Source organism: Moraxella nonliquefaciens, from assembly GCF_001679005.1.
Lineage (GTDB): Bacteria > Pseudomonadota > Gammaproteobacteria > Pseudomonadales > Moraxellaceae > Moraxella > Moraxella nonliquefaciens.
This window is the reverse complement of record NZ_LXTW01000032.1, coordinates 41804-63460: the sequence shown is the minus strand read 5'-3', so window position 1 is coordinate 63460 and position 21657 is coordinate 41804. Positions and strand designations below refer to the sequence as shown.

The 21657-nt window shown below is 42.8% G+C and carries 21 protein-coding genes and 1 tRNA gene; 13 read left to right on the top strand and 9 right to left on the bottom strand.

What is annotated here, in order from left to right:
• Positions 1-116 precede the first annotated feature (116 nt).
• The gene (locus A7456_RS07360) at positions 117-1748 is read left to right on the top strand and encodes an AarF/UbiB family protein (RefSeq protein ID WP_067009163.1); all 1632 of its coding nucleotides are present in this window, start codon (positions 117-119) and stop codon (positions 1746-1748) included.
• Positions 1749-1808: 60 nt separating this feature from the next.
• Here A7456_RS07360 and A7456_RS07355 read toward each other — a convergent pair whose 3' ends face one another.
• Complete coding sequence (locus A7456_RS07355) at positions 1809-2111, bottom strand: YeaC family protein (protein WP_066887300.1); 303 nt, start codon at positions 2109-2111, stop codon at positions 1809-1811.
• A 191-nt stretch (positions 2112-2302) separates the two neighbouring features.
• Between A7456_RS07355 and A7456_RS07350 the strand changes: the two genes are divergently transcribed.
• Positions 2303-2659 (top strand): hypothetical protein, encoded by a 357-nt coding sequence (locus A7456_RS07350; protein ID WP_066887297.1) that lies wholly within the window; start codon positions 2303-2305, stop codon positions 2657-2659.
• On the top strand, positions 2641-4044 hold the full coding sequence (locus A7456_RS07345) for a hypothetical protein (RefSeq protein ID WP_067009160.1): 1404 nt from the start codon (positions 2641-2643) through the stop codon (positions 4042-4044). Before A7456_RS07350 ends, A7456_RS07345 begins: the two co-directional genes overlap by 19 nt.
• A gap of 42 nt (positions 4045-4086) precedes the next feature.
• Here A7456_RS07345 and A7456_RS07340 read toward each other — a convergent pair whose 3' ends face one another.
• The 3 genes from A7456_RS07340 to A7456_RS07330 are packed head-to-tail and all read right to left on the bottom strand — an operon-like array spanning position 4087 to position 6894.
• Positions 4087-5022 carry a bestrophin family protein gene (locus A7456_RS07340; RefSeq protein WP_067009157.1) on the bottom strand — a complete coding sequence of 312 codons (936 nt, stop codon included), beginning with the start codon at positions 5020-5022 and terminating at the stop codon, positions 4087-4089.
• Positions 5019-5810: a polyphenol oxidase family protein gene (locus A7456_RS07335; protein WP_067009154.1), complete on the bottom strand. Its 792-nt coding sequence runs from the start codon at positions 5808-5810 to the stop codon at positions 5019-5021. The genes A7456_RS07340 and A7456_RS07335 overlap by 4 nt, the downstream gene beginning before the upstream one ends.
• 28 nt (positions 5811-5838) lie before the next feature.
• A complete protein-coding gene (locus tag A7456_RS07330; RefSeq protein WP_082995499.1) occupies positions 5839-6894 on the bottom strand; it encodes an RluA family pseudouridine synthase in 1056 nt (351 codons plus the stop codon).
• A 148-nt stretch (positions 6895-7042) separates the two neighbouring features.
• Here A7456_RS07330 and A7456_RS07325 point away from each other — a divergent pair, with 148 nt between their 5' ends.
• From A7456_RS07325 to purB, 8 genes are all read left to right on the top strand, one after another.
• Positions 7043-8107: an outer membrane protein assembly factor BamD gene (locus tag A7456_RS07325; RefSeq protein WP_067009151.1), complete on the top strand. Its 1065-nt coding sequence runs from the start codon at positions 7043-7045 to the stop codon at positions 8105-8107.
• A gap of 127 nt (positions 8108-8234) precedes the next feature.
• Entirely contained in the window at positions 8235-8582 is a 348-nt protein-coding gene (locus tag A7456_RS07320) for a PilZ domain-containing protein (RefSeq protein WP_066887281.1), read from the top strand.
• A gap of 24 nt (positions 8583-8606) precedes the next feature.
• Positions 8607-9122: an adenine phosphoribosyltransferase gene (locus A7456_RS07315; protein WP_067009148.1), complete on the top strand. Its 516-nt coding sequence runs from the start codon at positions 8607-8609 to the stop codon at positions 9120-9122.
• Between the two features lie 234 nt (positions 9123-9356).
• The gene (locus A7456_RS07310; RefSeq protein WP_067009916.1) at positions 9357-9989 is read left to right on the top strand and encodes a DedA family protein; all 633 of its coding nucleotides are present in this window, start codon (positions 9357-9359) and stop codon (positions 9987-9989) included.
• A gap of 21 nt (positions 9990-10010) precedes the next feature.
• Positions 10011-10718, top strand: coding sequence for a Smr/MutS family protein (locus tag A7456_RS07305; RefSeq protein WP_067009145.1), 708 nt, complete (start codon positions 10011-10013; stop codon positions 10716-10718).
• A 102-nt stretch (positions 10719-10820) separates the two neighbouring features.
• Entirely contained in the window at positions 10821-11819 is a 999-nt protein-coding gene (locus A7456_RS07300) for a hypothetical protein (RefSeq protein WP_067009142.1), read from the top strand.
• Between the two features lie 110 nt (positions 11820-11929).
• Positions 11930-13045 carry a L,D-transpeptidase family protein gene (locus tag A7456_RS07295; protein ID WP_067009139.1) on the top strand — a complete coding sequence of 372 codons (1116 nt, stop codon included), beginning with the start codon at positions 11930-11932 and terminating at the stop codon, positions 13043-13045.
• An 86-nt stretch (positions 13046-13131) separates the two neighbouring features.
• Positions 13132-14529 (top strand): adenylosuccinate lyase, encoded by a 1398-nt coding sequence (purB, locus tag A7456_RS07290; protein WP_067009136.1) that lies wholly within the window; start codon positions 13132-13134, stop codon positions 14527-14529.
• Positions 14530-14663: 134 nt separating this feature from the next.
• Here purB and purN read toward each other — a convergent pair whose 3' ends face one another.
• The 4 genes from purN to purM all read right to left on the bottom strand — a co-directional run bounded on the left by purN (position 14664) and on the right by purM (position 17096).
• Complete coding sequence (gene purN, locus A7456_RS07285) at positions 14664-15305, bottom strand: phosphoribosylglycinamide formyltransferase (protein ID WP_067009134.1); 642 nt, start codon at positions 15303-15305, stop codon at positions 14664-14666.
• A gap of 127 nt (positions 15306-15432) precedes the next feature.
• A complete protein-coding gene (locus A7456_RS07280) occupies positions 15433-15696 on the bottom strand; it encodes a type II toxin-antitoxin system VapC family toxin (RefSeq protein ID WP_082995498.1) in 264 nt (87 codons plus the stop codon).
• A gap of 6 nt (positions 15697-15702) precedes the next feature.
• Positions 15703-15972, bottom strand: coding sequence for a hypothetical protein (locus tag A7456_RS07275; RefSeq protein WP_066887257.1), 270 nt, complete (start codon positions 15970-15972; stop codon positions 15703-15705).
• A 77-nt stretch (positions 15973-16049) separates the two neighbouring features.
• On the bottom strand, positions 16050-17096 hold the full coding sequence (gene purM / locus A7456_RS07270) for a phosphoribosylformylglycinamidine cyclo-ligase (protein ID WP_066890516.1): 1047 nt from the start codon (positions 17094-17096) through the stop codon (positions 16050-16052).
• Between the two features lie 321 nt (positions 17097-17417).
• Between purM and A7456_RS07265 the strand changes: the two genes are divergently transcribed.
• Positions 17418-17494 (top strand) — tRNA-Ile (locus tag A7456_RS07265).
• A 470-nt stretch (positions 17495-17964) separates the two neighbouring features.
• On the opposite strand, the gene clpB is transcribed toward A7456_RS07265, so the two are convergent.
• Complete coding sequence (gene clpB, locus A7456_RS07255) at positions 17965-20538, bottom strand: ATP-dependent chaperone ClpB (RefSeq protein ID WP_067009128.1); 2574 nt, start codon at positions 20536-20538, stop codon at positions 17965-17967.
• A gap of 348 nt (positions 20539-20886) precedes the next feature.
• Here clpB and A7456_RS07250 point away from each other — a divergent pair, with 348 nt between their 5' ends.
• The gene (locus A7456_RS07250) at positions 20887-21441 is read left to right on the top strand and encodes a carboxymuconolactone decarboxylase family protein (RefSeq protein WP_067009126.1); all 555 of its coding nucleotides are present in this window, start codon (positions 20887-20889) and stop codon (positions 21439-21441) included.
• Positions 21442-21657: the final 216 nt, after the last annotated feature.

Sequence of the window (21657 nt, the reverse complement as noted above, 5' to 3'; positions counted from 1 at the left end):
TTGTTTATAGACTGATTTTAAATCATAGGTAAAATCACACGCTCCGACATTTCACCTAAAAAGGCATTTTTAATCAACAAATTTGCCTTTGATCTAAACCCAATTTTGTCAAAACCATGCTCATCTCTTATAAAAATCGCCTGTTTGACCTGTATCGCATTTGTGCCAAATATCGCCTAGATACGCATATTGCTAACGTACCACAACTTAATGCACTGGCACGACTCATCAGAATGCACCCAGCAAGTCTTGGCAAATCACACAATCCTTTGGGGGTCAAACTTGCCTTAGAAGAGATGGGGACACTGTTCTTAAAACTTGGGCAACTGCTATCCACTCGCTCCGATTTGCTGCCCCCTGACATCATCGCCCAGTTATCGCTACTACAAGACAAAGTCGCCCCCTTTGACGTTCAGATTTTAAAAGATGAAATAGAAAACCCCAAAACAGGATTGGGCAAACCCATCACTGAGATTTTTAGTCGCTTTGATGATAAGCCACTTGCTGGGGCCAGTATCGCTCAGGTGCATACAGCCTGCCTGCCTGACGGTCGTGAGGTGGTTGTCAAAGTCGTCCGCCCTGACATTCGCCCTGTCATCATCGAAGATTTTGAGTTATTAAGGGAGCTTGCCAGTTATTTGTCAGCTCGCATGATGCAAGCTCGGGCGGTGAATGTTATAAGCATTGTGGAGGATTATCGTCAAATCATGCTAAATGAGCTTGATTTGACCTTGGAGGCTGCCAACGCCACTTGCATGCGAGACAACTTCAAAAACTCACCACTCATCTATGTCCCCGAAGTTTATATGGCAAGTAAATCGGTCATGGTCTCGGAGCGTATTTTTGGTGTGCCAATCTCACAAACTGATAAATTTGACGCATTAGGCTATGACCGTGCGTTACTTGCCAAAAATGGCTTGACGATATTTTTCACTCAGGTGTTTCGTGATAACTTTTTTCATGCTGACATGCACCCTGGTAACATCTTTGTGGAAACCATGCCTGATGGGCAAGCGGTCGCACAGCCCCGTTATCTTGGACTAGACTGTGCGATTATGGGACAGCTTGCCCCAGATGACCAGCTTATCGTCGCTCGCATGCTCCTGTCAGTCATGAATGGCAACTACACCACCCTTGTGGACATCATCAGTCATGCAGGCTGGATACCACCATCTACTAATAAGCACGCACTCATCGCTGATATGGCTCGCACAGTCAGCCCCATGGTGTCCAAACCCATGAGTGAGCTTGATTTTGCAGGAATATTATTTGAGATTTTAAACATCGCTCGCCGTCATCAGATGAGCATACCGCCACAGCTCATGTTGTTATTAAAAACGCTCATTCATGTTGAAGGACTCGGGCGTGAGTTATATCCTGCGCTTGACATTTGGTCGCTTGCCAAACCGATTTTGACCGATTGGGTAAAATCACAGCTTGACCCTGTGCGTCATTTGGATACATTTTATGACAAACTGCCCGAACATTTGCTCTTTGCCACCGACTTGCCCAAACTTGCTACCCAAAGCATGCAATCGCTTGCCATGATGGGCTCTCGTCAAGACAAGCAGCTTAGAGAAATCCAAGCCCTAAGAGCCGACTTTTTAAACCAAAAACGCCATGACCAGATGGCATTGGGGGGATTTTTTAGCTTCATCGCCATTGGGCTGACCGTGCCGATTTGGTGGGTGGGTGTGATATTTCATGTGCTGGCGTTGGCTTTTGTGCTGTGGCGGATATTGGCGTGATGAATGCACCTGCCTTTGGTAACGCCCACTTTGATAAAAAGCACCTTAATAAAAAGCACCTTATTTAAACTTCACAGGTAACTCTACATTAGAAAACTCTACATTAGGATAGTGATGCTCATGCTCCACATCACAGTCCTCGCCTACGGTATTACCTAGGTCATCTTTGGGTTTTTGGATATAACCTGTTCGCTCCTCTATGGGCAAATATTCATGCTCCCACACCATGACCGCCTGCATGCAGGTTTGGCGTTGTTCGTCCGTGAGACGGACACCATTATCCCATTTACCAATTTCAATGGCACTGCGAAATTTGGCGACAATATTGGGGGTGAGACTGTTTAAAATGTCTTGTTTGTTCATGATTTGCCTTTTTATCTGCTGATTATTACTTGTTAGTTGCTCTTTGCATCAAAACCTGTTCACCGCCATGACCTCTTTGGTCAGTTTTGTAAATATTTAGAATAAATTTTGTAAAAAGATAATGATTTTTTTATCACACTTATGTTACAATATAATTTTATTAAAGCAAACGGAAATATGGAAACGGTTTTATGCAAAACATTTACAATCTAAATACAGACGCCATCAATCGGCTGACAGGCATTGACCCTACCCTAAGCCCAGATTGGCAAGAGATTCTAGAAGAGATTATACCACAGCTTGACGAAGAGTCGCAAACCATCGTTAAAAACACCATTTTATCACCCAAGGGCATCACTTACAGCAAGAGTGCAGGGAAATTTTTCGCCCAAAAACCAAAGACGCTCGCTCAAATTTTACAATCATCTGCTTTACACAACAAACAGCTCATCAAAGCTGCCCATCTTTTGCAAGACATTTACCAAGCTACCCCCCCCCAAGCGATACACCACAATCCTATGATGCACTCTTGTTCATCGATGAGTTAGAGTCCGCCCTAAGCTATCTTGACAAAGTTCCGATAAGCTCCGAAAGACACGAACACAAACAACGTAACGCCATCAGAGCTGCCTCTTTGTATGAAATTGCTGATTGGATTGACACCATCACATTTAAAATGCCCAAAAATACCCGGCAAATTAATGAATATACTTTTAAGATTTTTATCAAAGAAGTTTTTATCAAATCACTCATTCAAGGACGAGATTTTCACTTTTTAGAAGCGGTGGATTTGGATTTATATGGCATTACCCATTTTCCAGCATTCATCCAAAAACAATCCGTTGAACGCAAGTTGCTCATTGTTGAGACCAAAAATATTTGGTTCATCATTTCTCCACCTGATACCCTAGGCAGTAACCCTTTTTCATTGCGACGATTTTTGACCGAAGAGGTGACGGGAGGATTTAGTTATTTTAACGCTTTGGCACTTCCCAAACTCTTATGTGATAATCCTGAGGTGCAAGCGGTCATGCTAAAATTCGTCAATCGCATTTTTAGCCTTGATCGCAATATCTCTGATGAACTTAAAAAATACGCCATTCATCTTAAAACAGTACTTAAAAAACAACTCGCCCCCATTTTGATGGACAGTACATTTGCAGCAGACGGTGGCAGTGCAGAAAAAATCATCGCCAGACGCATCATTACTTTTGAAGAGTTACTCACCAGTTCGGTATTACGACAACTGCCAACCATGATAAGCATTGCCAAAAGCTCTGAATTTGACCAAGAATTTTTATTTCATCGTTTAAATATTTTCTTTAATGAATTACTCACATTGATTAAAAATTTTAGAATGCACCCACTGGCTCGTCATGCTTTTGTTGCTCAGCACTTACAACTGCGTGTTTTGGCATTTGATGTATTGTTCCAAAAAAACAGAAAGGTGATTTTTGACCCTACCATCAACTCCCAAGAACTCAAAGAGAAACTCAGTCAGGCGATGATAGAAGTTCGTAACAGTTATGAAGAGGGGATGAATAACATGGCGGAGTTAGAAAAACTCATCGCCGATGTCAAAACCTATGATAACAAAAAATCATCTGGTAATTTTTTTGCCAAATTGGGTTTTGGCAAGCCCAAATACACCATAGAAGAGCTAAAAGAAGCCAAAAAAGACTTAAACGAAACGTTCTTTGTAGACATTATACGCCACGCCAAAAAATACAAACAGGCGATGGTGTATATGGAGTATGAAACTGACTTTGAGATTAATGAAGACTATCGCCACTATGCCATCGCCAACGAAAGTCAAAGTTTGGCACGCCTGCCCTATATCATTGCTCTGCCAGAGGACAGGGAGAGATTTTCACTAGAATCATTAAAAGATGATGTTTACTGGGAAATCTTTGACCAAATTTATAACGTCTGATCAACCAATCATGGGCAAACATAAGATTTGCTCATGATGAGTTTACAAAAAATTAAACCGTCCATCATCACCCATCGCCTGTGGTAACTCATCTGTCCCCACCCCCATGAGTGCCAAAGTTTCACGCTCTATGAGTCGTGTGATCGTATCTAGGGGCAAATCATTTTGTGCCATGCCAAACGGCTCTTCTAGCTGGGCACTTAGCTCATCTAACCCCAAAAACATATAGGCAAGCAGTCCCACCAAAAACGGCGTCCAACCTCCCAATACCGACTCAATGCCAAATGGCAACATCCAGCAAAAACAAAATACCGCCCGATGTAGTAGTACCGAGTAAACGAGCGGCAAAGGCGTGCTACTGATGCGGTCGCACCCTGCTTGGATGTTACCCATTTCAATGATGTGGCGTTGGATACTGGTATAGATGATGTCGCTGATTTGGTCTGATTTGACGGCATGAATTAGGCGGCGTTGCATTCGCTCTAACACCACTTGTGGAGCGTTGATGTGATGAAAGATGAGTGTATTTAATTCATCTTTGTCTTTATCGGAGATAATCAGATAATCAGAAAACCTATCCATCGGCAGTTTTTGGTGACGAAGTCGGTCTTTGAATAAGTTGACAAAAATCAGCATGTCCATCAGCAACGCTTGCCTGTCATCATCGCCCAAAAAATGGCTGTCCCGAGACAGATGGCGAGTATTGGCAATCAGGGCACCCCATAGTTTACGCCCCTCCCACCATCTGTCATAGCAAGCATTATTCCTAAATCCCAAAAAGACAGACAGCACCACACCAAATACTGTAAAGCCAACCGCAGGGACGTTTTTGACGGTGTAGAGTTGATAATGCGACAATCCCCACGCTATCATGGATACCGCCATCAGCAAAATAATCATCGGTAGCACTTTGGGCAGTATCGTGCCATGCCACATGAACAGAAGTTTTAGGCTATTGTGTTTATCACGGACTATCATAACTTAACAATCACAGTCGCCATACGTCCTGTGGCAGATTTTTTGGCATGGATTTGCTGGCGGTATGAATAATATTTGGGGTTAGCATAACTGCAAGGAACGGTGTCGTTTATGACCGTAATATTTAAATGGGACAGTTGTAATTTGGTTAATTTTACAATATCAATCAAGCATTTATCATCGTCTTTGTCCGTGATGATATTTTGATACAATTCATCAACTGTCAATGCCACTAAGGTTTTATCACTCACTTGGTTAATGATGTCATGGGCTAGGGTTTTGTTAATTTCATAATTATCATGGCTGATACACGCTCCGATGACGGCTTTGATGTTGGTTTTATTGGTAAACTTTTGATAAGTATTTTTAATAATGCCTTTGGTTAGCCCTTGCCAACCTGCATGAATGCAAGCAATTTGAGCATCATGATGGTTAGCGTGGTTAAAAAGAGCAATTGGCACACAGTCAGCGGTCATGATAGACAGCCCCACACCCATCTCATCGCTAATGAGTGCATCAGCATCTTGGGGCGACATGGCAAAGGCAGGATGCACCACGATATCGCTATGAATCTGATTTAACCAACAAATCTCATGAATTTGACCGCCGGTCATGTGATTTAATTCATCCATTAACGCCATGCGTTTCATCAGTACCTGCTCACCGTCATCACCAACGTGTCGCCCCATATTAAATGAGCCATACAAATCATCACCCCATTTGTCAAACTGACCTGCATGGGTTTGGATGATGAGTACATGGTCGTTTTGGTATAATATATCAAACATGACAATCTTTCTTTTTAGTCTTATTTATTTAATCTTGCAAAACTCTCATCATATCCGCCATGTCAGATGGCATATCACAGCTAAATGCCAGTGCTTTGCCTGTGGTTGGATGGATAAAACCGAGTTTGTGGGCGTGTAAGGCTTGATGGGGAAAGTCTATCACTGCTTGATAAATGGCAGGCATAAGCCCTGATTTGGGCAGAGTACCATAAACTTTATCACCAAGCAGGGCATGACCGATATGGGACAGATGTACACGGATTTGATGAGTACGCCCCGTCTCCAAGCGAACATGGAGCAAGCTATAATGCGTACCCAGTGGCGTGGCGGATAGGATGTGCGTGATGGCAGGTTTACCGCTGTCCGTTACCGTCATCTTAGTGCGATGAATGCGGTGTCGCCCTATCGGTGCGTCTATTGTGGCATGGCGTAAAATGTCATTTGGAGCACCTGTGGCGATGCACTGATATTCACGATAGACCGATTTGTCTTTTAATTGTTCGGTTAAATCAAGTTGGGCGGTTTTGCTGCGTGCAACGATGAGTAGCCCCGATGTGTCCTTATCAATACGATGCACCAATCCTGCTCGTGGCAGATGGGCATTATTAGGATAATGATATAATAAGGCATTAACTAGCGTGCCTGTGCGATTACCTACCCCTGGGTGAACAACCAAACCAACAGGCTTATTTATCACAATCACCTCATCATCGGCATAGACCACATCAAGGGTAATATCCTCGGGCAAATCTTCACCGTGATGGTCAAGCATGGCAGACAAAGTCAAAATATCACCCAACTTGACACGGTATTTGCTTTTTTGGGGCGTGTCATTGACAAGCAAACTCTCATCATCAATAAAACCCTGTATCTGCACTCGTGAAAAGCCGTCAAACACGTCGGTGGCGATTTTATCTAAACGTGTGCCAATCTCACGCTCACAAACGGTATGGCGTTGCATGAGTGGCTTTGATAAGCTTATTTTATCAAATTTATCATCAAATTCATCTAAGTGCGACCCAGACAAACCAGACAAGTCAAGTAAGTGGTCATTGCTAGCATGATGAAAAGAGTGTTTTTTCATGATTATATCAATTACTTTTTAAAATAAACATTTTAGCATTTTTTGTTAAAAATGGTTGATTTTATTTTGGTGTTGTTCATTCATAAAATTTTGTGGTAAACTATTTGCAATTTTTAAATTTCAAATTTTATTGCAAATTGGACAAAAGATGAACAAAACTGCCAAACTTACCTTGACCGCCGTCATGACCTGTGCCTTGTTGCTTAGTGGTTGTTCTACCCTAAAAGGCATTGGCAAAAAAGACAGCAATGTCATCGCCAGTGCCGAAAAATCAGAGACGGGCTATTATCAAGACGCCCAAACCGCCCTTGAAAAAAATCGCTACAATGAAGCCATGACCGCCCTAAATGGCTTACGCACTTTCTACCCAACAGGACAGTATGCCGAACAAGCCTTGCTTGATTTGATTTATGCCCAATATCGTGCCAATGACTTTGAGGCAGTCATCAAGAGCACCGCCGAATTTATCCGCTCTTATCCAACCAGTCGCCACGTAGATTATGCTCTATATGTCCAAGGCGTTACCAACATGGGAGGTGCCCCCAAAGCATCTCGCCTATTTAACCTTGACCAATCACAGCGTGATGTGTCTTATTTGCGTTTGGCATTTCAAGATTTTTCCAACCTCATCCAATACTTTCCAGACAGTGCTTATGCTCCTGACGCCGCTCAACGTATGAGGGCGATTTATAATGACTTTGCCGAACATGAACTGGTCGCTGCACGCTGGTATGTTAAGCGTGGGGCTTATGTTGCCGCTGCCAATCGTGCCAAATGGGTATTTCAATATTTTCCCCAATCGGGGGGCGTGCCAGAGGCCATTGCCATATTGGCTTACAGTAATGAGAAACTGGGGCTAACCGACACTGCCAATCAATACAAAACCCTACTCCAAATCAACTACCCCCAATACCTTGGGGCAAATGGACAGGTCAATATTGGCAATAACCAATCTTTTGCCAAAAAAGCCTTATCATCGGTAAGTTTTGGCAGATTTGGACGTGCCAAAGACGCATCAACCCATCAAAGCGGTCAATATGATGGCACAACACGCACACAAATCATCACCTCCGCCCAAGAGATTGCTCTGCCTGAGACCACCACCGAAGCAACCACTCCAAAGACTGGCAATACAGGCAATACACGCCACATTGGCTTAGGTTTACCAGATGATGAGGCTCAGGTAGGCAACATTAGCCAAACACCCAGATAGCATCACACTTCACTGTCAAAGTCCACCTTTTGGCGGTCAATTTTGCCAAATCATGATGCTTTAAATCACGGTGTTGGTAAGATTAACTTGATTTTTTGATTTTAATTTTTTGATTTTAGGAAAAGTTATGGCAATGCCCATTCGTGGCGGTATTTTAACCTGCAATATCGCTGACACCCAAACCCTACACAGCAGTTATCTGTCTTTTGTGACTCACGGCGGTATTTTTGTGCCGAGTACCAGACAGCACAATCTTGGCGAAGATGTGTTTGTGGCATTTACCTTGCCCGGCTCCGCCGAACGCTATCCGCTCAATGGCAAAATCGTATGGATTAATGAAAAAGGCACACTTAGCAAGCCTGCTGGTTTTGGCATGCAGTTTGGTACCGACCCCAACAGCCTAAAACTTAAAAATGAAATTGAGCGTCTGCTTGCTGGCGAAATAGAATCCACCAATCCAACTTATACCATGTGATTTTTTATCATTTTAAGAGGGATTATGACACGCATGCACCCTTTTTGGCAAATCATCAACACCATTCCCAACTTCCCTAAGGCTGACATTGATTTTTATGACATCACGCCTCTGTTATGGCACATTGATGAACTCATTAACGAACTCTTAAACGCCCTACCCGATGGCATGATTGATGAGGTAGAGTGCTTTGCTACGACCGAAGCCAGAGGATTTGTCATTGGCAGTTTCTTATCAGGACGCACAAGCAAACCGCTTTTGCTGATTCGTAAAGCAGGCAAACTACCGCCTCCCATTTATCGTCAAAGCTATGATTTAGAATATGGCACCGACATGCTAGAAATCAGAGCAGACACCCCCAAATCAAAAATACTGCTGGTTGATGACGTGCTTGCCACAGGGGGAACATTAAAGGCAAGCAAACTTTTGTGCAAAAAAGCAGGGCATGATGTGCTTGGAGCATTGGTACTGCTTGATTTGCCAAACTTACATGATGATATCGGCATGCAGGTCTATTCGGTCATGACCGATACACTCTGATGGTGATGAGGCAGCAGAGATTTACCATTATCTATTTACCATTATCATTGGGCGATGTGATTTGGTCAGTGATTAGACGTTAAGCCTTGTTGGCATTGGTGTGATTGCAACAAGTGAAATTTTGGAGACAAAAGGGAGATTTCACAGAAAATTTATCAAAATATGCCACCTAACTACCAAAGTTTGTTATAATTTACCCCCATTTATCACCACTTGACCGCCATGGACGTTATTTTGCAACTTTTTGATTTTGCTTTACATATTGATGAGCATTTGTCCGTATTTTTGGCGGATTATGGCTTGTGGATTTATGGCATTTTATTTTTGATTATCTTTGTAGAGACAGGCTTGGTTGTCATGCCCTTTTTGCCAGGGGACAGCTTATTGTTTGCCGTTGGGGCATTGACGGCATTTACAGGTGAGTTAAACCTTGCCTTGCTTATTGCCCTGCTCTTTATGGCGGCGGTGTTAGGCGATACGCTCAACTATCACATTGGCAAATACATCGGGCCAAAAGTTTTTGAGAAAAATTACCGCTTTATCAACAAAGAATATCTGTTCAAGACCCAAGCCTTTTTTGAAAACCACGGAGGTAAGACTGTCATCTTTGCCCGTTTTTTGCCCTTTGCTCGCACCTTTGCACCATTTGTAGCAGGTGCAGGAAGCATGAATTACAAGCGATTTATCAGTTATAATGTTATTGGTGGGTTTTTGTGGGTTGTTGCATTTGTACTTCTTGGTTATTTTTTTGGCAATCAGCCTGTCATTAAGGATAATTTTACTTATGTGATTTTTGGGATCATTGGATTTAGCGTATTGCCAATTATAATCGGTTTTATCAAACAAAAAATCTCTCAAAACCCATAAACACGACAACAAGGCATCATCATGACCACATTTAAAGATTTGCTTTCCAAAGACGCCCAAACCCAGCTCAAAGAGATGGGCGGCAAACTCTCCACAAACTCTAAAAGCGACAGCAACGGCAAACCTACCAGTGCCAACGTCATGGGCAAAAAAGAAGTCACCCAGCAAGTCAAACGCTTTGGCAGTGAACTCATCGATGATGATAAAGTACTGTTCATGCAAGCGATGAATGGTGTGCGCCCCCTAAAACACGAAAAGTCAGTCAATCACACCCAAAAAACCAACCCCAAAGACCCAACCACTCTCTTTCGCCGTGCCAATGCCCAAGGCGGTGATGAGAAAACCCAAACCAACTTATCTGACATGCAAGCCCTGCTAAATCCTGTGGCAAGTGAAGCATTTTTAAGCCATAAACACCCAACTTTACAAAACAAGGTATTTGAGCAACTAAAACAAGGCAAACTGCGTTGGTATGATGCACTAGATTTGCATGGGTCAAGCATTGATGAAGCCCGAGATGCCGTCCAAACCATCATCGCCAACGCCCTAAAACATGGCGAAACCGTGGTCAAAATCGTACACGGTAAAGGCACAGATGCCATTCTCAAAACTTGCGTCAATGGTTGGTTACGCCAAATCCCCGAGGTCATGGCTTTCGTCTCCGCTCCTGCCAACGATGGGGGCAATGGGGCGGTGTTGGTGCTGATTAAGAAAAAGAAACTGGGGTGATGACACCCTATTACCCCATCGCTCTCATCAAGATATTGTGATGATAATAATATTGTGATAATATGATACAATTTGAATAAATTTTGACAGCTTGGTATTTTTATGTCTCCCATCATCTCTGGTTTTGCTTTATTACTAACCTGTCTTGCTCTGCCCATCTTTGCTTACGCCAACGACACCATGGCATTAACAGATGAACCCATCTTGCAATTTGGCAATAGCACATGGCTAGATGATACCAGAGATGATGCCAAAAATTGGCTCAATCACACCGCACAACACGTAGATGGTTGGTTTGGGGTAAGCGATTTGGATGAGCCTGCCCATGCTTCCATCCGCCTTATGCTTGACACCCATTATAATGAATATGATGGCACAACTATCAAACCTCGCATTCGTGGACGCATCAAATTACCAACACTAGAAAATCGCCTAAGCGTGATGATTGGTGATGACAAGCTAGATTTGGAACATGGCGGTGGCATTCATAATGACGGACGTGCTATTACCTATGGTAATAATGCCTTTAACCGTCGCCAAAACCGTGAAGATAACACATCACTTGCTCTGCGTTGGTCAAAGTTTCAAAATGATATCGGTGTAGATACCGATGCTGATATTGGTCTGCGTTCTGATGATTTGTATCTAAAATTACACGCCCAAAAAAAGTGGAATCTTGACCATCGCATTCACGCCCGCTTTGAGCAAATGTATCGCTACGGCACCAAGAGCGAACATTATGCCCTATCCACGCTTGAATTTAGCCAGCCCCAATCCAAGCATCGCACACTCATCAATCGCACACACTTATCCTACACCCATAAAGACACCGAAGAGAGTGCATGGGGCAACAGTCTGTATCAACAGCATCATTTAGATGGCAAACATGGCACACGGACGTTTGGTTATGGCATATACGCAGGGGGCGATGTTGTGGATAAACGATTTGAGCTGGATGTTTATGGCCCTTATGCCAGCTATCGCCAACCCATATGGCGAAAATGGCTGTTTGTGCAGACAGACATCAGTTATTACAACAACAAAGACCGAGACCGAGACCATCATTTGGGGATATTTAACCGTTTGGAGATGGTTTTTTAGGTGAATGGATAACACAAAATTTACAACAATCCTACTTGTGTGCCCTTGTCATTTATGCCGTTTTCACGCATAATAAGCAACGTTTTTGCTGATAAAATGAGATTTTTGCCATGTTCTATGCTAAAAAACTGACCACATTAACTTTATCCATATTTGCCATCTGTGGTATGACCGCCTTTGCTCAAATTGATGTTCAAGCCACCAAATCAGGGACAAAAAACGCCTTTGACCCCACCTTATTAACCACCGATGACAGCGATAGCATCAGCCAAATTAACGCCAAAAAAGCCAACGATGACACCACCGTCATCAACAATCCCAACAAATCAAGTAAAAGCTACACCAAAGTAAACTTATCTGAATACGCCAAAACCGTCAATGAATCCACATGGTCGCCCAACATGAATGTCAATAGTGCCATGACGGTCAAGATTCAAGTACTGCTAGACCAAAATCATGCCTCTGTCGGAGCGATTGATGGCGGTTGGGGCAATCACAGTAAAAACGCCCTTGCCAACTTCCAACGCATGAAAAACCTGCCCGCCACTGGTAAGATGAATCAAGAAACATGGGACGCCCTAAGTATGGGGGCAGATGATGTGTTGGTTAGCTACACCATCACCGAAGATGACATGGGCAAATTTAGCAGCTTACCAAACAGCGTTGTTGCTCGCTCCAAGCTAAGTAGCTTAGGCTATGAAAGCATTCAAGAAAAACTTGCCGAACGCTTTCACATGCGTATTGACTACCTGACCAAAATCAACCCCAACAAAAAATTCATGACAGGTGAGAGCATTACCGTGGTCAATACCAAAGATGCTTTTGAATATGGTTTTGACAAAATTATCGCCAATACCACCACAAACACCGTTACCGCCTATCAAGGTGGTATACTCATGGCAAGTTACCCTGCCACAATTGGCAGCAGCAAAAAACCTGCCGAACAAGGCACATACACCCTAAACAGCAAGGTGAAAATGCCCCATTATCGTGCCACCGTTACCAAAGATGACACCAAACAGACCTTCATCCTGCCCCCCGGTGCCAACAGCCCTGTTGGTGTGGTGTGGATGAGTCTGGATAAAGCAGGTTATGGCATTCATGGCGTGAGTAATCCTGAGATACTCGGACAGCCTACCCCGATTGGCTCTATCGGTTTGTCCAACTGGGACGTGTTAGAGCTGTATGCCAACGTCCAAGAGGGCGTAACGGTTGAGATTAAATGACATCATTCATGTGTGATTTATAGGCTTTTACCACCAAATCCAAACCCCACCAAACCCATTCATTTTCACCATTAAAGGAAAACTCCATGTCCAAGCCGTCTTTTTCTGCCTTGACCGCCCTATCTCCCCTTGACGGTCGTTATGCGTCCAAATGCGATGCTCTGCGTCCATATCTGTCCGAATTTGGGCTCATTCACGCCCGTGTTACCGTTGAGATTCGCTGGTTGCAAGCTTTGGCAAAGCACCCTGATATTGGTGAAATCACGCCATTTAGCAAAGAGACCAATGACAAACTAGATGCCATAATTAGCAATTTTAGCGAAGAGGATGCCTTACGAATCAAAGAGATAGAACGCACCACCAACCATGATGTCAAGGCAGTAGAGTACTTTTTAAAAGAGAAAATTTGCGACATTGATGAGCTAAAAAATGCAGGTGAGTTCATCCACTTTGCTTGCACCTCCGAGGATATTAACAACCTATCGCACGCTCTCATGCTAAAATCAGGTCGTGATGTTCTAATAATATCCATGCAAACCATCATAGATGAGATTGCCAAACTTGCCGATAACCATGCCAGCACGCCCATGCTCTCTCGCACACATGGACAAACCGCAAGTCCTACCACGCTTGGCAAAGAGATGGCAAATGTCGCTTATCGCTTGCATCGCCAATTAAAGCAGTTTAAAAATGTAGAACTTCTTGGCAAAATCAACGGTGCTGTTGGTAACTACAACGCCCATTTGTCTGCTTATCCAACCCTTGACTGGATAAAGCATTCACAAAATTTTGTAGAGAGTTTGGATTTGACCTTCAACCCTTATACCACGCAGATTGAACCACATGACTATATGGCGGAGCTTTTTGACGCATTACGCCGTTTTAACACAATTTTGATTGACTTTAACCGTGATGTGTGGGGCTATATCTCGCTGGGTTATTTTAAGCAAAAGCTCAAAGATGGCGAAGTAGGCTCATCAACCATGCCTCACAAGGTAAATCCCATTGATTTTGAAAATTCAGAAGGCAACCTTGGTCTGGCAAATGCGGTATTGTCTCATCTTGGTGAAAAACTGCCCATCTCACGCTGGCAACGAGATTTGACCGATTCAACCGTTCTTCGTAACATGGGCGTAGGCTTTGCCCAAAGCCTTATTGCTTTTGAAGCATGTTTAAAAGGCATTGGCAAACTACAAATCAACGAACAACGCCTAAGCGATGACCTAGATCACGCCCAAGAAGTGCTGGCTGAACCCATTCAGACTGTGATGAGACGCTACAATATTGAAAAACCATACGAAAAATTAAAAGCCCTCACTCGTGGTCAGATGATGACTCGTGAGATGATGACAGACTTTGTAAACAGCGATGAACTGTCTGCTGTTCCTGCCAATGCACGTGAACGCCTGACCGAACTAACCCCTGCCACCTATATTGGTAATGCTGATAAGCAGGCGAAGGCATTGAAGGATTATTTGAAATAAAAGGATTGTTTGAAATAATTTTTTGTTTTGACAAAACAGATAGGCATGATATGATTTTATCATGCCCATTTATATTGTTTATCATAACAATCAAGGTCATCGTCATAAATGCCAACCTAATTATTGGTCTCGGTTTACTGCCCCCAAAAGCGATAAGCATCGCCCACATTGTCCACATCTATCACACCACGAACGATAAAATCTATCGTACATGGCAGGAGCATATGTTCTAGGGCGTGGACTCTGTTTTGTAACGTGGCAGGTGTGTCATTGGGGTGGATTTCTAGCACCGCCTGACTAAGAATTTGCCCTGCATCAAGCTTGGCTGTTACCAAATGTACCGAACAGCCATGATACCGCTCGCCTGATTGTAACACTCGTGCGTGCGTGTCCAACCCTTTATAACTGGGAAGTAAAGACGGATGCAAATTTATCATGGAGGCATTTAATCCATCTTTTACACCATTAATAAATAGTGGCGTTAAGATTTTCATAAACCCTGCCAGTACCACCAAATCCACACCCAACGGCTTTAATACATGAAGAGCAAGCTGTTCAAATTGGGCTCGTTTGTAGGTTTTACCCTGTTCGTTTTTATCAATGACAAAGGTAGCAATATTGGCATTTTTGGCACGGACTAAGGCATAAGCATCCGCCTTGTTGCTGATGACAGCGACTATCTTGATGGGCAACTTACCCGATTGCATATGCTCAATTAAAACTTGTAAGTTTGAGCCATTGCCAGAGACTAGGACGGCGATTTTTAATGTTTTCATATTAGCTAATACATTCAATGGGATATTTTATAATTTCACTATCCACCGTCAATACCGTTAAATGCTCGCACATGGCTTGGCTGATAATCATACGGTCAAAGGGGTCTTTATGATGAAATTCAAGGGTTTATAGGTTTAGAATATGCGTTTGGGTAATTGGCAGGATTTCATAATAATGATATTTTTTGATTTCTTTAATTAACTCATCAAGCGTTCTTGGTAAAAACAATTTACCCAATTGATATTTTATTTGCATCTCCCAAAATGTTGCCATGCTGATATAAAATACATCACTGGGATTTTGAAGTAAACTGGCAATATGCTTGGGCAATTTCTCAGGATAACAACCTGCCCAAATAAAAATATGCGTATCCAACAGATATTTATTCATCGCCATTCACTTATATAAAATATCGTCATCTGGAAACCAAAAGTCATCGCCCAAATAATCATCAAAATCATCACTCATTACCATAGCGTCCTTAAAAAACCCCAAACGCTTTTTAGCAATTTCTTGACGGCTCAATGGCATTTCTTGCTTATCTATTTTAACGATTTTATTTTGTAAAAATTCCAACAAAAAAGAATAGTCATCTGCTTTTAGATTTTCCAAAGCAGGTAATATCGCTTGCACTTTTGGCGATAATGCTGTGTTAGAAGTTTGCATAAAGTATCCTTTTTAAATTGGGTTTATCTTTAAGCAATAAACCCAATTTACCAATCATTTAAAAATAAATTTAACCTTTAAATATAAACCACCGCTTTATCAGTACGCTCTACAATTTGCCCAATTTGCCAAGCACGCTCACCTTGTGCATTCAAGAATGCCAAAGTTTCATCTTTTTTGTCATCAGAGACAACAATCACAAAACCTACGCCACAATTAAAGGTACGCACCATCTCACTTTGGGTGATGTTGCCTGCTTGTTGTAGCCAGTTAAAAACGGCAGGAAACTCCCAAGTGGCGAGATTAATCTCGGCAGATAAATCATCGGGCAACACACGGGGTAAGTTTTCAGTCAGACCGCCACCTGTGATGTGTGCCATGGCGTGAATGTTTGCATTGCCAAGCTGTTTTTGCAGGGCATGTACCGACTTGACATAAATGCAAGTGGGTTTCATCAGAGCATCCGCCAAAGTCTCGCCATCGCCCAGCGTGTGAGTATTAATGTCCACACCCGAAACATCAATCACTTTTCGCACCAGTGAATAACCGTTAGAGTGCACGCCAGAGCTTGCCAGAGCAATCAGCACATCACCTTTTTGGACGTTTGCCCCTGTGATGACTTCATCTTCTTCAACCACACCCACACAAAAACCCGCCAAATCATAATCATCTTTTTGATACATGCCAGGCATTTCGGCGGTCTCACCACCGATTAAAGCACAATTTGACAATTTACAACCATCGCCAATACCCTTAATGACCATCTCGGCAACATCCACATCAAGTTTACCTGTGGCATAATAATCCAAGAAAAATAATGGCTCAGCACCGCACACAAGTAAATCATTGACACACATTGCCACAAGGTCTTGACCGATGGTTTCATGGCGATTTAGGTCTAAGGCAAGTTTTAGTTTGGTGCCAACGCCGTCTGTACCAGAGACTAATAGGGGCGACTTGTAGCCTTGTGGAATGCGACACAATGCCCCAAATCCACCAAGCCCTCCCACCACCTCAGGACGTGTTGTGGCACGGGCGACAGATTTGATACGCCCAACAAGGGTCTCGCCTGCATCAATATCAACGCCTGCGTCTTTGTAGCTAAGTGATGTTTGGGTCGTCATAGTTGCACCTATAAAACATAGAAAGTTAAAAATCAGAGTGTATAAAAAGTATATAAAACTGGGCTAATTATACCAAATTTCTTATCCAACTTAATGAAAATTTGCAATTATTATAAAAAAATTAAAAACTGCCACTTTTTTGATGGCAAATGTTCTTAATTCAAAATTTTTTGCTTTGCCTTTTACTCATCATGGTGTATAATGGCGACCTATTGCAAGGCGGTCTACCATAACATCTACCAAAAAAGATTTGCAATGGTTTTAAAGATATTGTACAATACACTCACTTAATAAATTACTATACTTATTGAGTATTTTTAAGGGCTCATAGCTCAGTTGGTTAGAGCAGAGGACTCATAATCCTTTGGTCGCAGGTTCAAGTCCTGCTGGGCCTACCATATTAAAATGAATAAAATCAAGGTTTTAAGAGATTGAGACCTTGATTTTTTTGTGTTTAAAAATAACCAAAAATAAAATAATAACCATATAATAACCAACGTTCGTAATGTACTTCCCACTCCCCTTACCGCCAGAACAAGGAGTTTCCCACACTTGTCACACGTGATTAACGCGCGATACAACAGCATACATGACGGCATATAACAGCCAAATGCCATCAACCCAATTACCAAAACCGAAAAACTTGCCAAAAATCACCACGTTTATTTTGGGTTTTGTTCTCATGGATCATCTATTTTCAATAAAACTGGCAGATTTGAGATGGTCTATCATTAAGACGGTCTATCATATAGTCATTTGGTGGTTAAGTGCAATGTATGATGCGTTTTTGCTCACTGCCAACACGACCCTAATAAATGAACGATTTACCCCCTTTTTTTTGGTGGTAAATCGTTGTTTACTGATAAGTTTAGCTAAATCTTAGTTTATCAAAGGTCAATACCCCATTGTCCACACCTACCGAGATGGTATCACCTGCGATAAACTCGCCTAATAAGAGTTTTTGAGCAAGGGGGTTTTCAATCTCTTGAACAATGGCACGTTTAAGCGGTCTTGCTCCAAATACAGGGTCATAACCTACCGACACAAGCTCATTTATCGCATCATCTGATAAGACAAGCGAAAGCTCACGCTCTTTTAATCTGGCTCTTAGGCGGTCAAGCTGAATGCTGGCAATGCCTGCCATCTGCGACTGCCCAAGTGGATGAAAGACCACAATCTCATCAATACGGTTAATAAACTCAGGACGAAAATGAGCGTTCACTGACTCCATGACTGCTGATTTTATCTCTTCGTACTCATCGCCTGCCATGTCAAAGATTTTATGACTGCCAAGGTTTGATGTCATGATGATGACGGTATTCTTAAAGTTCACCACACGCCCCTGAGAATCGGTCAAACGCCCATCATCTAAGACTTGTAGTAGAACATTAAAGACATCAGGGTGAGCCTTTTCCACCTCATCAAATAAAACAACACTGTACGGTTTACGGCGAACCGCTTCGGTCAGCACGCCCCCCTCTTCATAACCGACATAACCGGGGGGAGCTCCCACCAAACGGCTAACACTGTGTTTTTCCATAAACTCGCTCATGTCAATACGTACCATCGCCGTCTCATCATCAAATAAGAAATTAGCAAGTGATTTGGTCAGCTCCGTTTTACCAACACCTGTTGGCCCTAAAAATAAGAATGAACCGCTTGGACGATTGGGGTCGGAGAGTCCTGCACGGCTGCGGCGAACAGCATTGGCAACCGATTTGACCGCTTCATCTTGACCGACCACACGTTCATGCAAAATTCTCTCCATGCCCAGCATTTTATCACGCTCGCCTTGCATCATCTTGGCGACAGGAATGCCCGTGGCGTGCGACACCACCTCGGCAATTTCATTATCTGTTACCTTATTTCTAAGCAATTTAGGCGTATCTGTATCATCATACTGTTCATCGGCAAGCTGTTTTTGCAAATTGGGGATAATCTCATGTTGCAATCGCCCCGCCTGCTCCCAGTTACTATCACGTTGGGCTTTTTCTAGGGCAATGCGTGCCTTGTCAAGCTCAATCTGAGCATGCTTAGTACCCTCTACCAGTGCCTTTTCAGCCCTCCAAATCTCCTCTAAATCATTATATTCTTTTTCCAATTCATCAATTTGGGTTTGTAGCTGCTTAACTTGTGCCTGACTTGCTGCATCGTCTTCTTTTTTAACAGTCTGTAACTGCATTTTTAGCTGGATGATGCGTCTGTCAAGTTTGTCAAGGCTTTCAGGTTTACTGTCAAGCTCCATTTTGATGCGAGATGCTGCCTCATCAATCAAATCAATCGCCTTATCAGGCAATTGGCGGTCGGTGATATAGCGGTGCGACATTTTGGCGGCGGCGATGATGGCAGCATCCATGATTCTAACCCCATGATGTAGCTCATAACGCTCTTTTAACCCACGCAAAATGGCGATGGTGTCCTCCACACTCGGTTCATCTACCAATACCTTTTGAAAACGTCTCTCCAAAGCAGGGTCTTTTTCAATGTACTGGCGGTATTCATCAAGCGTGGTCGCCCCCACACAACGCAACTCGCCACGAGCCAGTGCAGGTTTTAGCATGTTGCCAGCGTCCATTGCCCCACTGGTCTTGCCCGCCCCAACCATGGTATGCAATTCATCAATGAATAAAATGATGTTACCATCTTGTTTGGCAAGGTCATTTAGCACACCTTTTAAACGCTCTTCAAATTCTCCATGATATTTCGCCCCTGCAATGAGTGACCCCATATCAAGCGATAAAACTTCTTTATTTTTTAAACTCTCAGGCACTTCGCCATTGACGATACGCTGGGCAAGCCCTTCGACAATGGCGGTTTTACCCACGCCCGGTTCGCCTATCAAAACAGGATTGTTTTTGGTGCGTCTTGACAAAACTTGCACAGTACGACGAATCTCATCATCTCGCCCAATGACAGGGTCAAGTTTACCCTCTTTTGCTCTGTCGGTCAGATTGACGGTGTATTTTTCTAAGGCATCTCTGGTGTCTTCGGCATTTTGAGTTTTCACAGTGTCTCCTCCACGGATATGGTTAATAATGGCTTGTAGTTTTTGGGCGTCCACGCCTGCATCGGTCAGTACTTTTTTGGTGTCTGCTGTCTGACTTAGGGCAAAAAGCACCCATTCGCTTGGCACAAAGCTGTCGCCTGCATCAGTTGCAAATTTCTCAGCAAGATTTAGCACTTGCACCAAATCAGGTGCAAGATTTGCCTGCCCTGTTGGTGTGGACAAAGTTGCCAAATCACCGAGTTTTTTGGTGGTGTCATGATTGAGTTTGTTTATGTCCGCTCCTGCTTGGCTTAGCATGGCAACATTGCTCTCATCTTGGAGCATGACGGACAAAATATGTATGGCAAAAATTGCCGTATTGTTACGACCAACCGCCAAGGACTGGGCATTTTGTAGGGTTGTTTGTACTTTTCGGGTCAGTTTGTCAAAATTCATGGTTTACCTTTTATTGTCTGTTAAAATATTATCTGTTAAAATTGCGTTTGGAAGTTTTCCTGCTGGTCAAATATATGCTTGACAAATGCAAAATTTTCAATGATAAAAATCCAATGGGTCGTAAATTTTTTGTAAGCCATTGATTTTTATATAAATTTATAAATTTTCAAAAAGCGCTTGTAATTTTTATATCCACTCCCATATAGGTTTTATTATTTTAACTCATCCAAACATGAATTTGTATCTATTACTGTCAAGACAAACGATGAGTCTTGGTTGGGAAGTACATGAAGTACAACAAGACAAACCAATGATGTGTTGACCCAAGAAATAAATCAGGAGCATTTTATGACCCGTCTTACTTTACACACTGTTGACACCGCCCCAGAAAAAGCCAAAGAGCGTGTTGAAGCGGTACAAAAAGCCAATGGCTTTATCCCAAATCTCATCGGTGTGCTTGCCAACTCACCACAAGCCCTTGAAATGTATCAAGAGGTAAGTAAAATGAACAGCAAAAACTCTCTGACCGCCGAAGAGGTTGAAGTTGTTCAGATTACCGCCGCTGCACATAACGGCTGTGATTTTTGTGTGGCAGGACACACCAAGGTTGCCGAAGTTCGTCTCAAAATGTCGCCTGCGGTTGTAGAAGCCCTGCGTACTCGCACCAACATTGACGAAAACACCAAATACCAAGCCCTAGCCCAATTCACCATGCAACTCATTGACAAGCGTGGTCAGGTCTCTGATGATGAGTTAGCAGCCTTTAAATCAGCAGGTTATAACGACCAAAATGTTTTGGATGTCATCATGGGTGTGGCACTGTCTACTTTATGTAACTACGCCAATACCGTTGCCAAAACAGACATTAACCCAGAGTTGGCAGCTTTTGCTCCAAATCGTTAATGCTTAACCTTTGTGGTTATTTTTAACTCTTGCCAACAAAACACAAAACCCTTATAATAGTAAGGGTTTTGTGTTTTATCATAGGTTGTATTTGCCTTTGGTACGCTTTGGTTTTTATGGACAAACTGTTTAAAATCCGTTTAATTTCACCAAATCCAATTCAGTAATAAAGTACAATCAAAAAGCATGATCAACAGCAACTAACAAACGTCTGCT

Coding starts and splice junctions, on each gene's coding strand:
- A7456_RS07360 (WP_067009163.1), top strand. CDS start 117: ATGCTCATCTCTTATAAAAATCGCCTGTTTGACCTGTATCGCATTTGT.
- A7456_RS07355 (WP_066887300.1), bottom strand. CDS start 2,111: ATGAACAAACAAGACATTTTAAACAGTCTCACCCCCAATATTGTCGCC.
- A7456_RS07350 (WP_066887297.1), top strand. CDS start 2,303: ATGCAAAACATTTACAATCTAAATACAGACGCCATCAATCGGCTGACA.
- A7456_RS07340 (WP_067009157.1), bottom strand. CDS start 5,022: ATGATAGTCCGTGATAAACACAATAGCCTAAAACTTCTGTTCATGTGG.
- A7456_RS07335 (WP_067009154.1), bottom strand. CDS start 5,810: ATGTTTGATATATTATACCAAAACGACCATGTACTCATCATCCAAACC.
- A7456_RS07330 (WP_082995499.1), bottom strand. CDS start 6,894: ATGAAAAAACACTCTTTTCATCATGCTAGCAATGACCACTTACTTGAC.
- A7456_RS07325 (WP_067009151.1), top strand. CDS start 7,043: ATGAACAAAACTGCCAAACTTACCTTGACCGCCGTCATGACCTGTGCC.
- A7456_RS07320 (WP_066887281.1), top strand. CDS start 8,235: ATGGCAATGCCCATTCGTGGCGGTATTTTAACCTGCAATATCGCTGAC.
- A7456_RS07315 (WP_067009148.1), top strand. CDS start 8,607: ATGACACGCATGCACCCTTTTTGGCAAATCATCAACACCATTCCCAAC.
- A7456_RS07305 (WP_067009145.1), top strand. CDS start 10,011: ATGACCACATTTAAAGATTTGCTTTCCAAAGACGCCCAAACCCAGCTC.
- A7456_RS07300 (WP_067009142.1), top strand. CDS start 10,821: ATGTCTCCCATCATCTCTGGTTTTGCTTTATTACTAACCTGTCTTGCT.
- A7456_RS07295 (WP_067009139.1), top strand. CDS start 11,930: ATGTTCTATGCTAAAAAACTGACCACATTAACTTTATCCATATTTGCC.
- purB (WP_067009136.1), top strand. CDS start 13,132: ATGTCCAAGCCGTCTTTTTCTGCCTTGACCGCCCTATCTCCCCTTGAC.
- purN (WP_067009134.1), bottom strand. CDS start 15,305: ATGAAAACATTAAAAATCGCCGTCCTAGTCTCTGGCAATGGCTCAAAC.
- A7456_RS07280 (WP_082995498.1), bottom strand. CDS start 15,696: ATGAATAAATATCTGTTGGATACGCATATTTTTATTTGGGCAGGTTGT.
- A7456_RS07275 (WP_066887257.1), bottom strand. CDS start 15,972: ATGCAAACTTCTAACACAGCATTATCGCCAAAAGTGCAAGCGATATTA.
- purM (WP_066890516.1), bottom strand. CDS start 17,096: ATGACGACCCAAACATCACTTAGCTACAAAGACGCAGGCGTTGATATT.
- clpB (WP_067009128.1), bottom strand. CDS start 20,538: ATGAATTTTGACAAACTGACCCGAAAAGTACAAACAACCCTACAAAAT.
- A7456_RS07250 (WP_067009126.1), top strand. CDS start 20,887: ATGACCCGTCTTACTTTACACACTGTTGACACCGCCCCAGAAAAAGCC.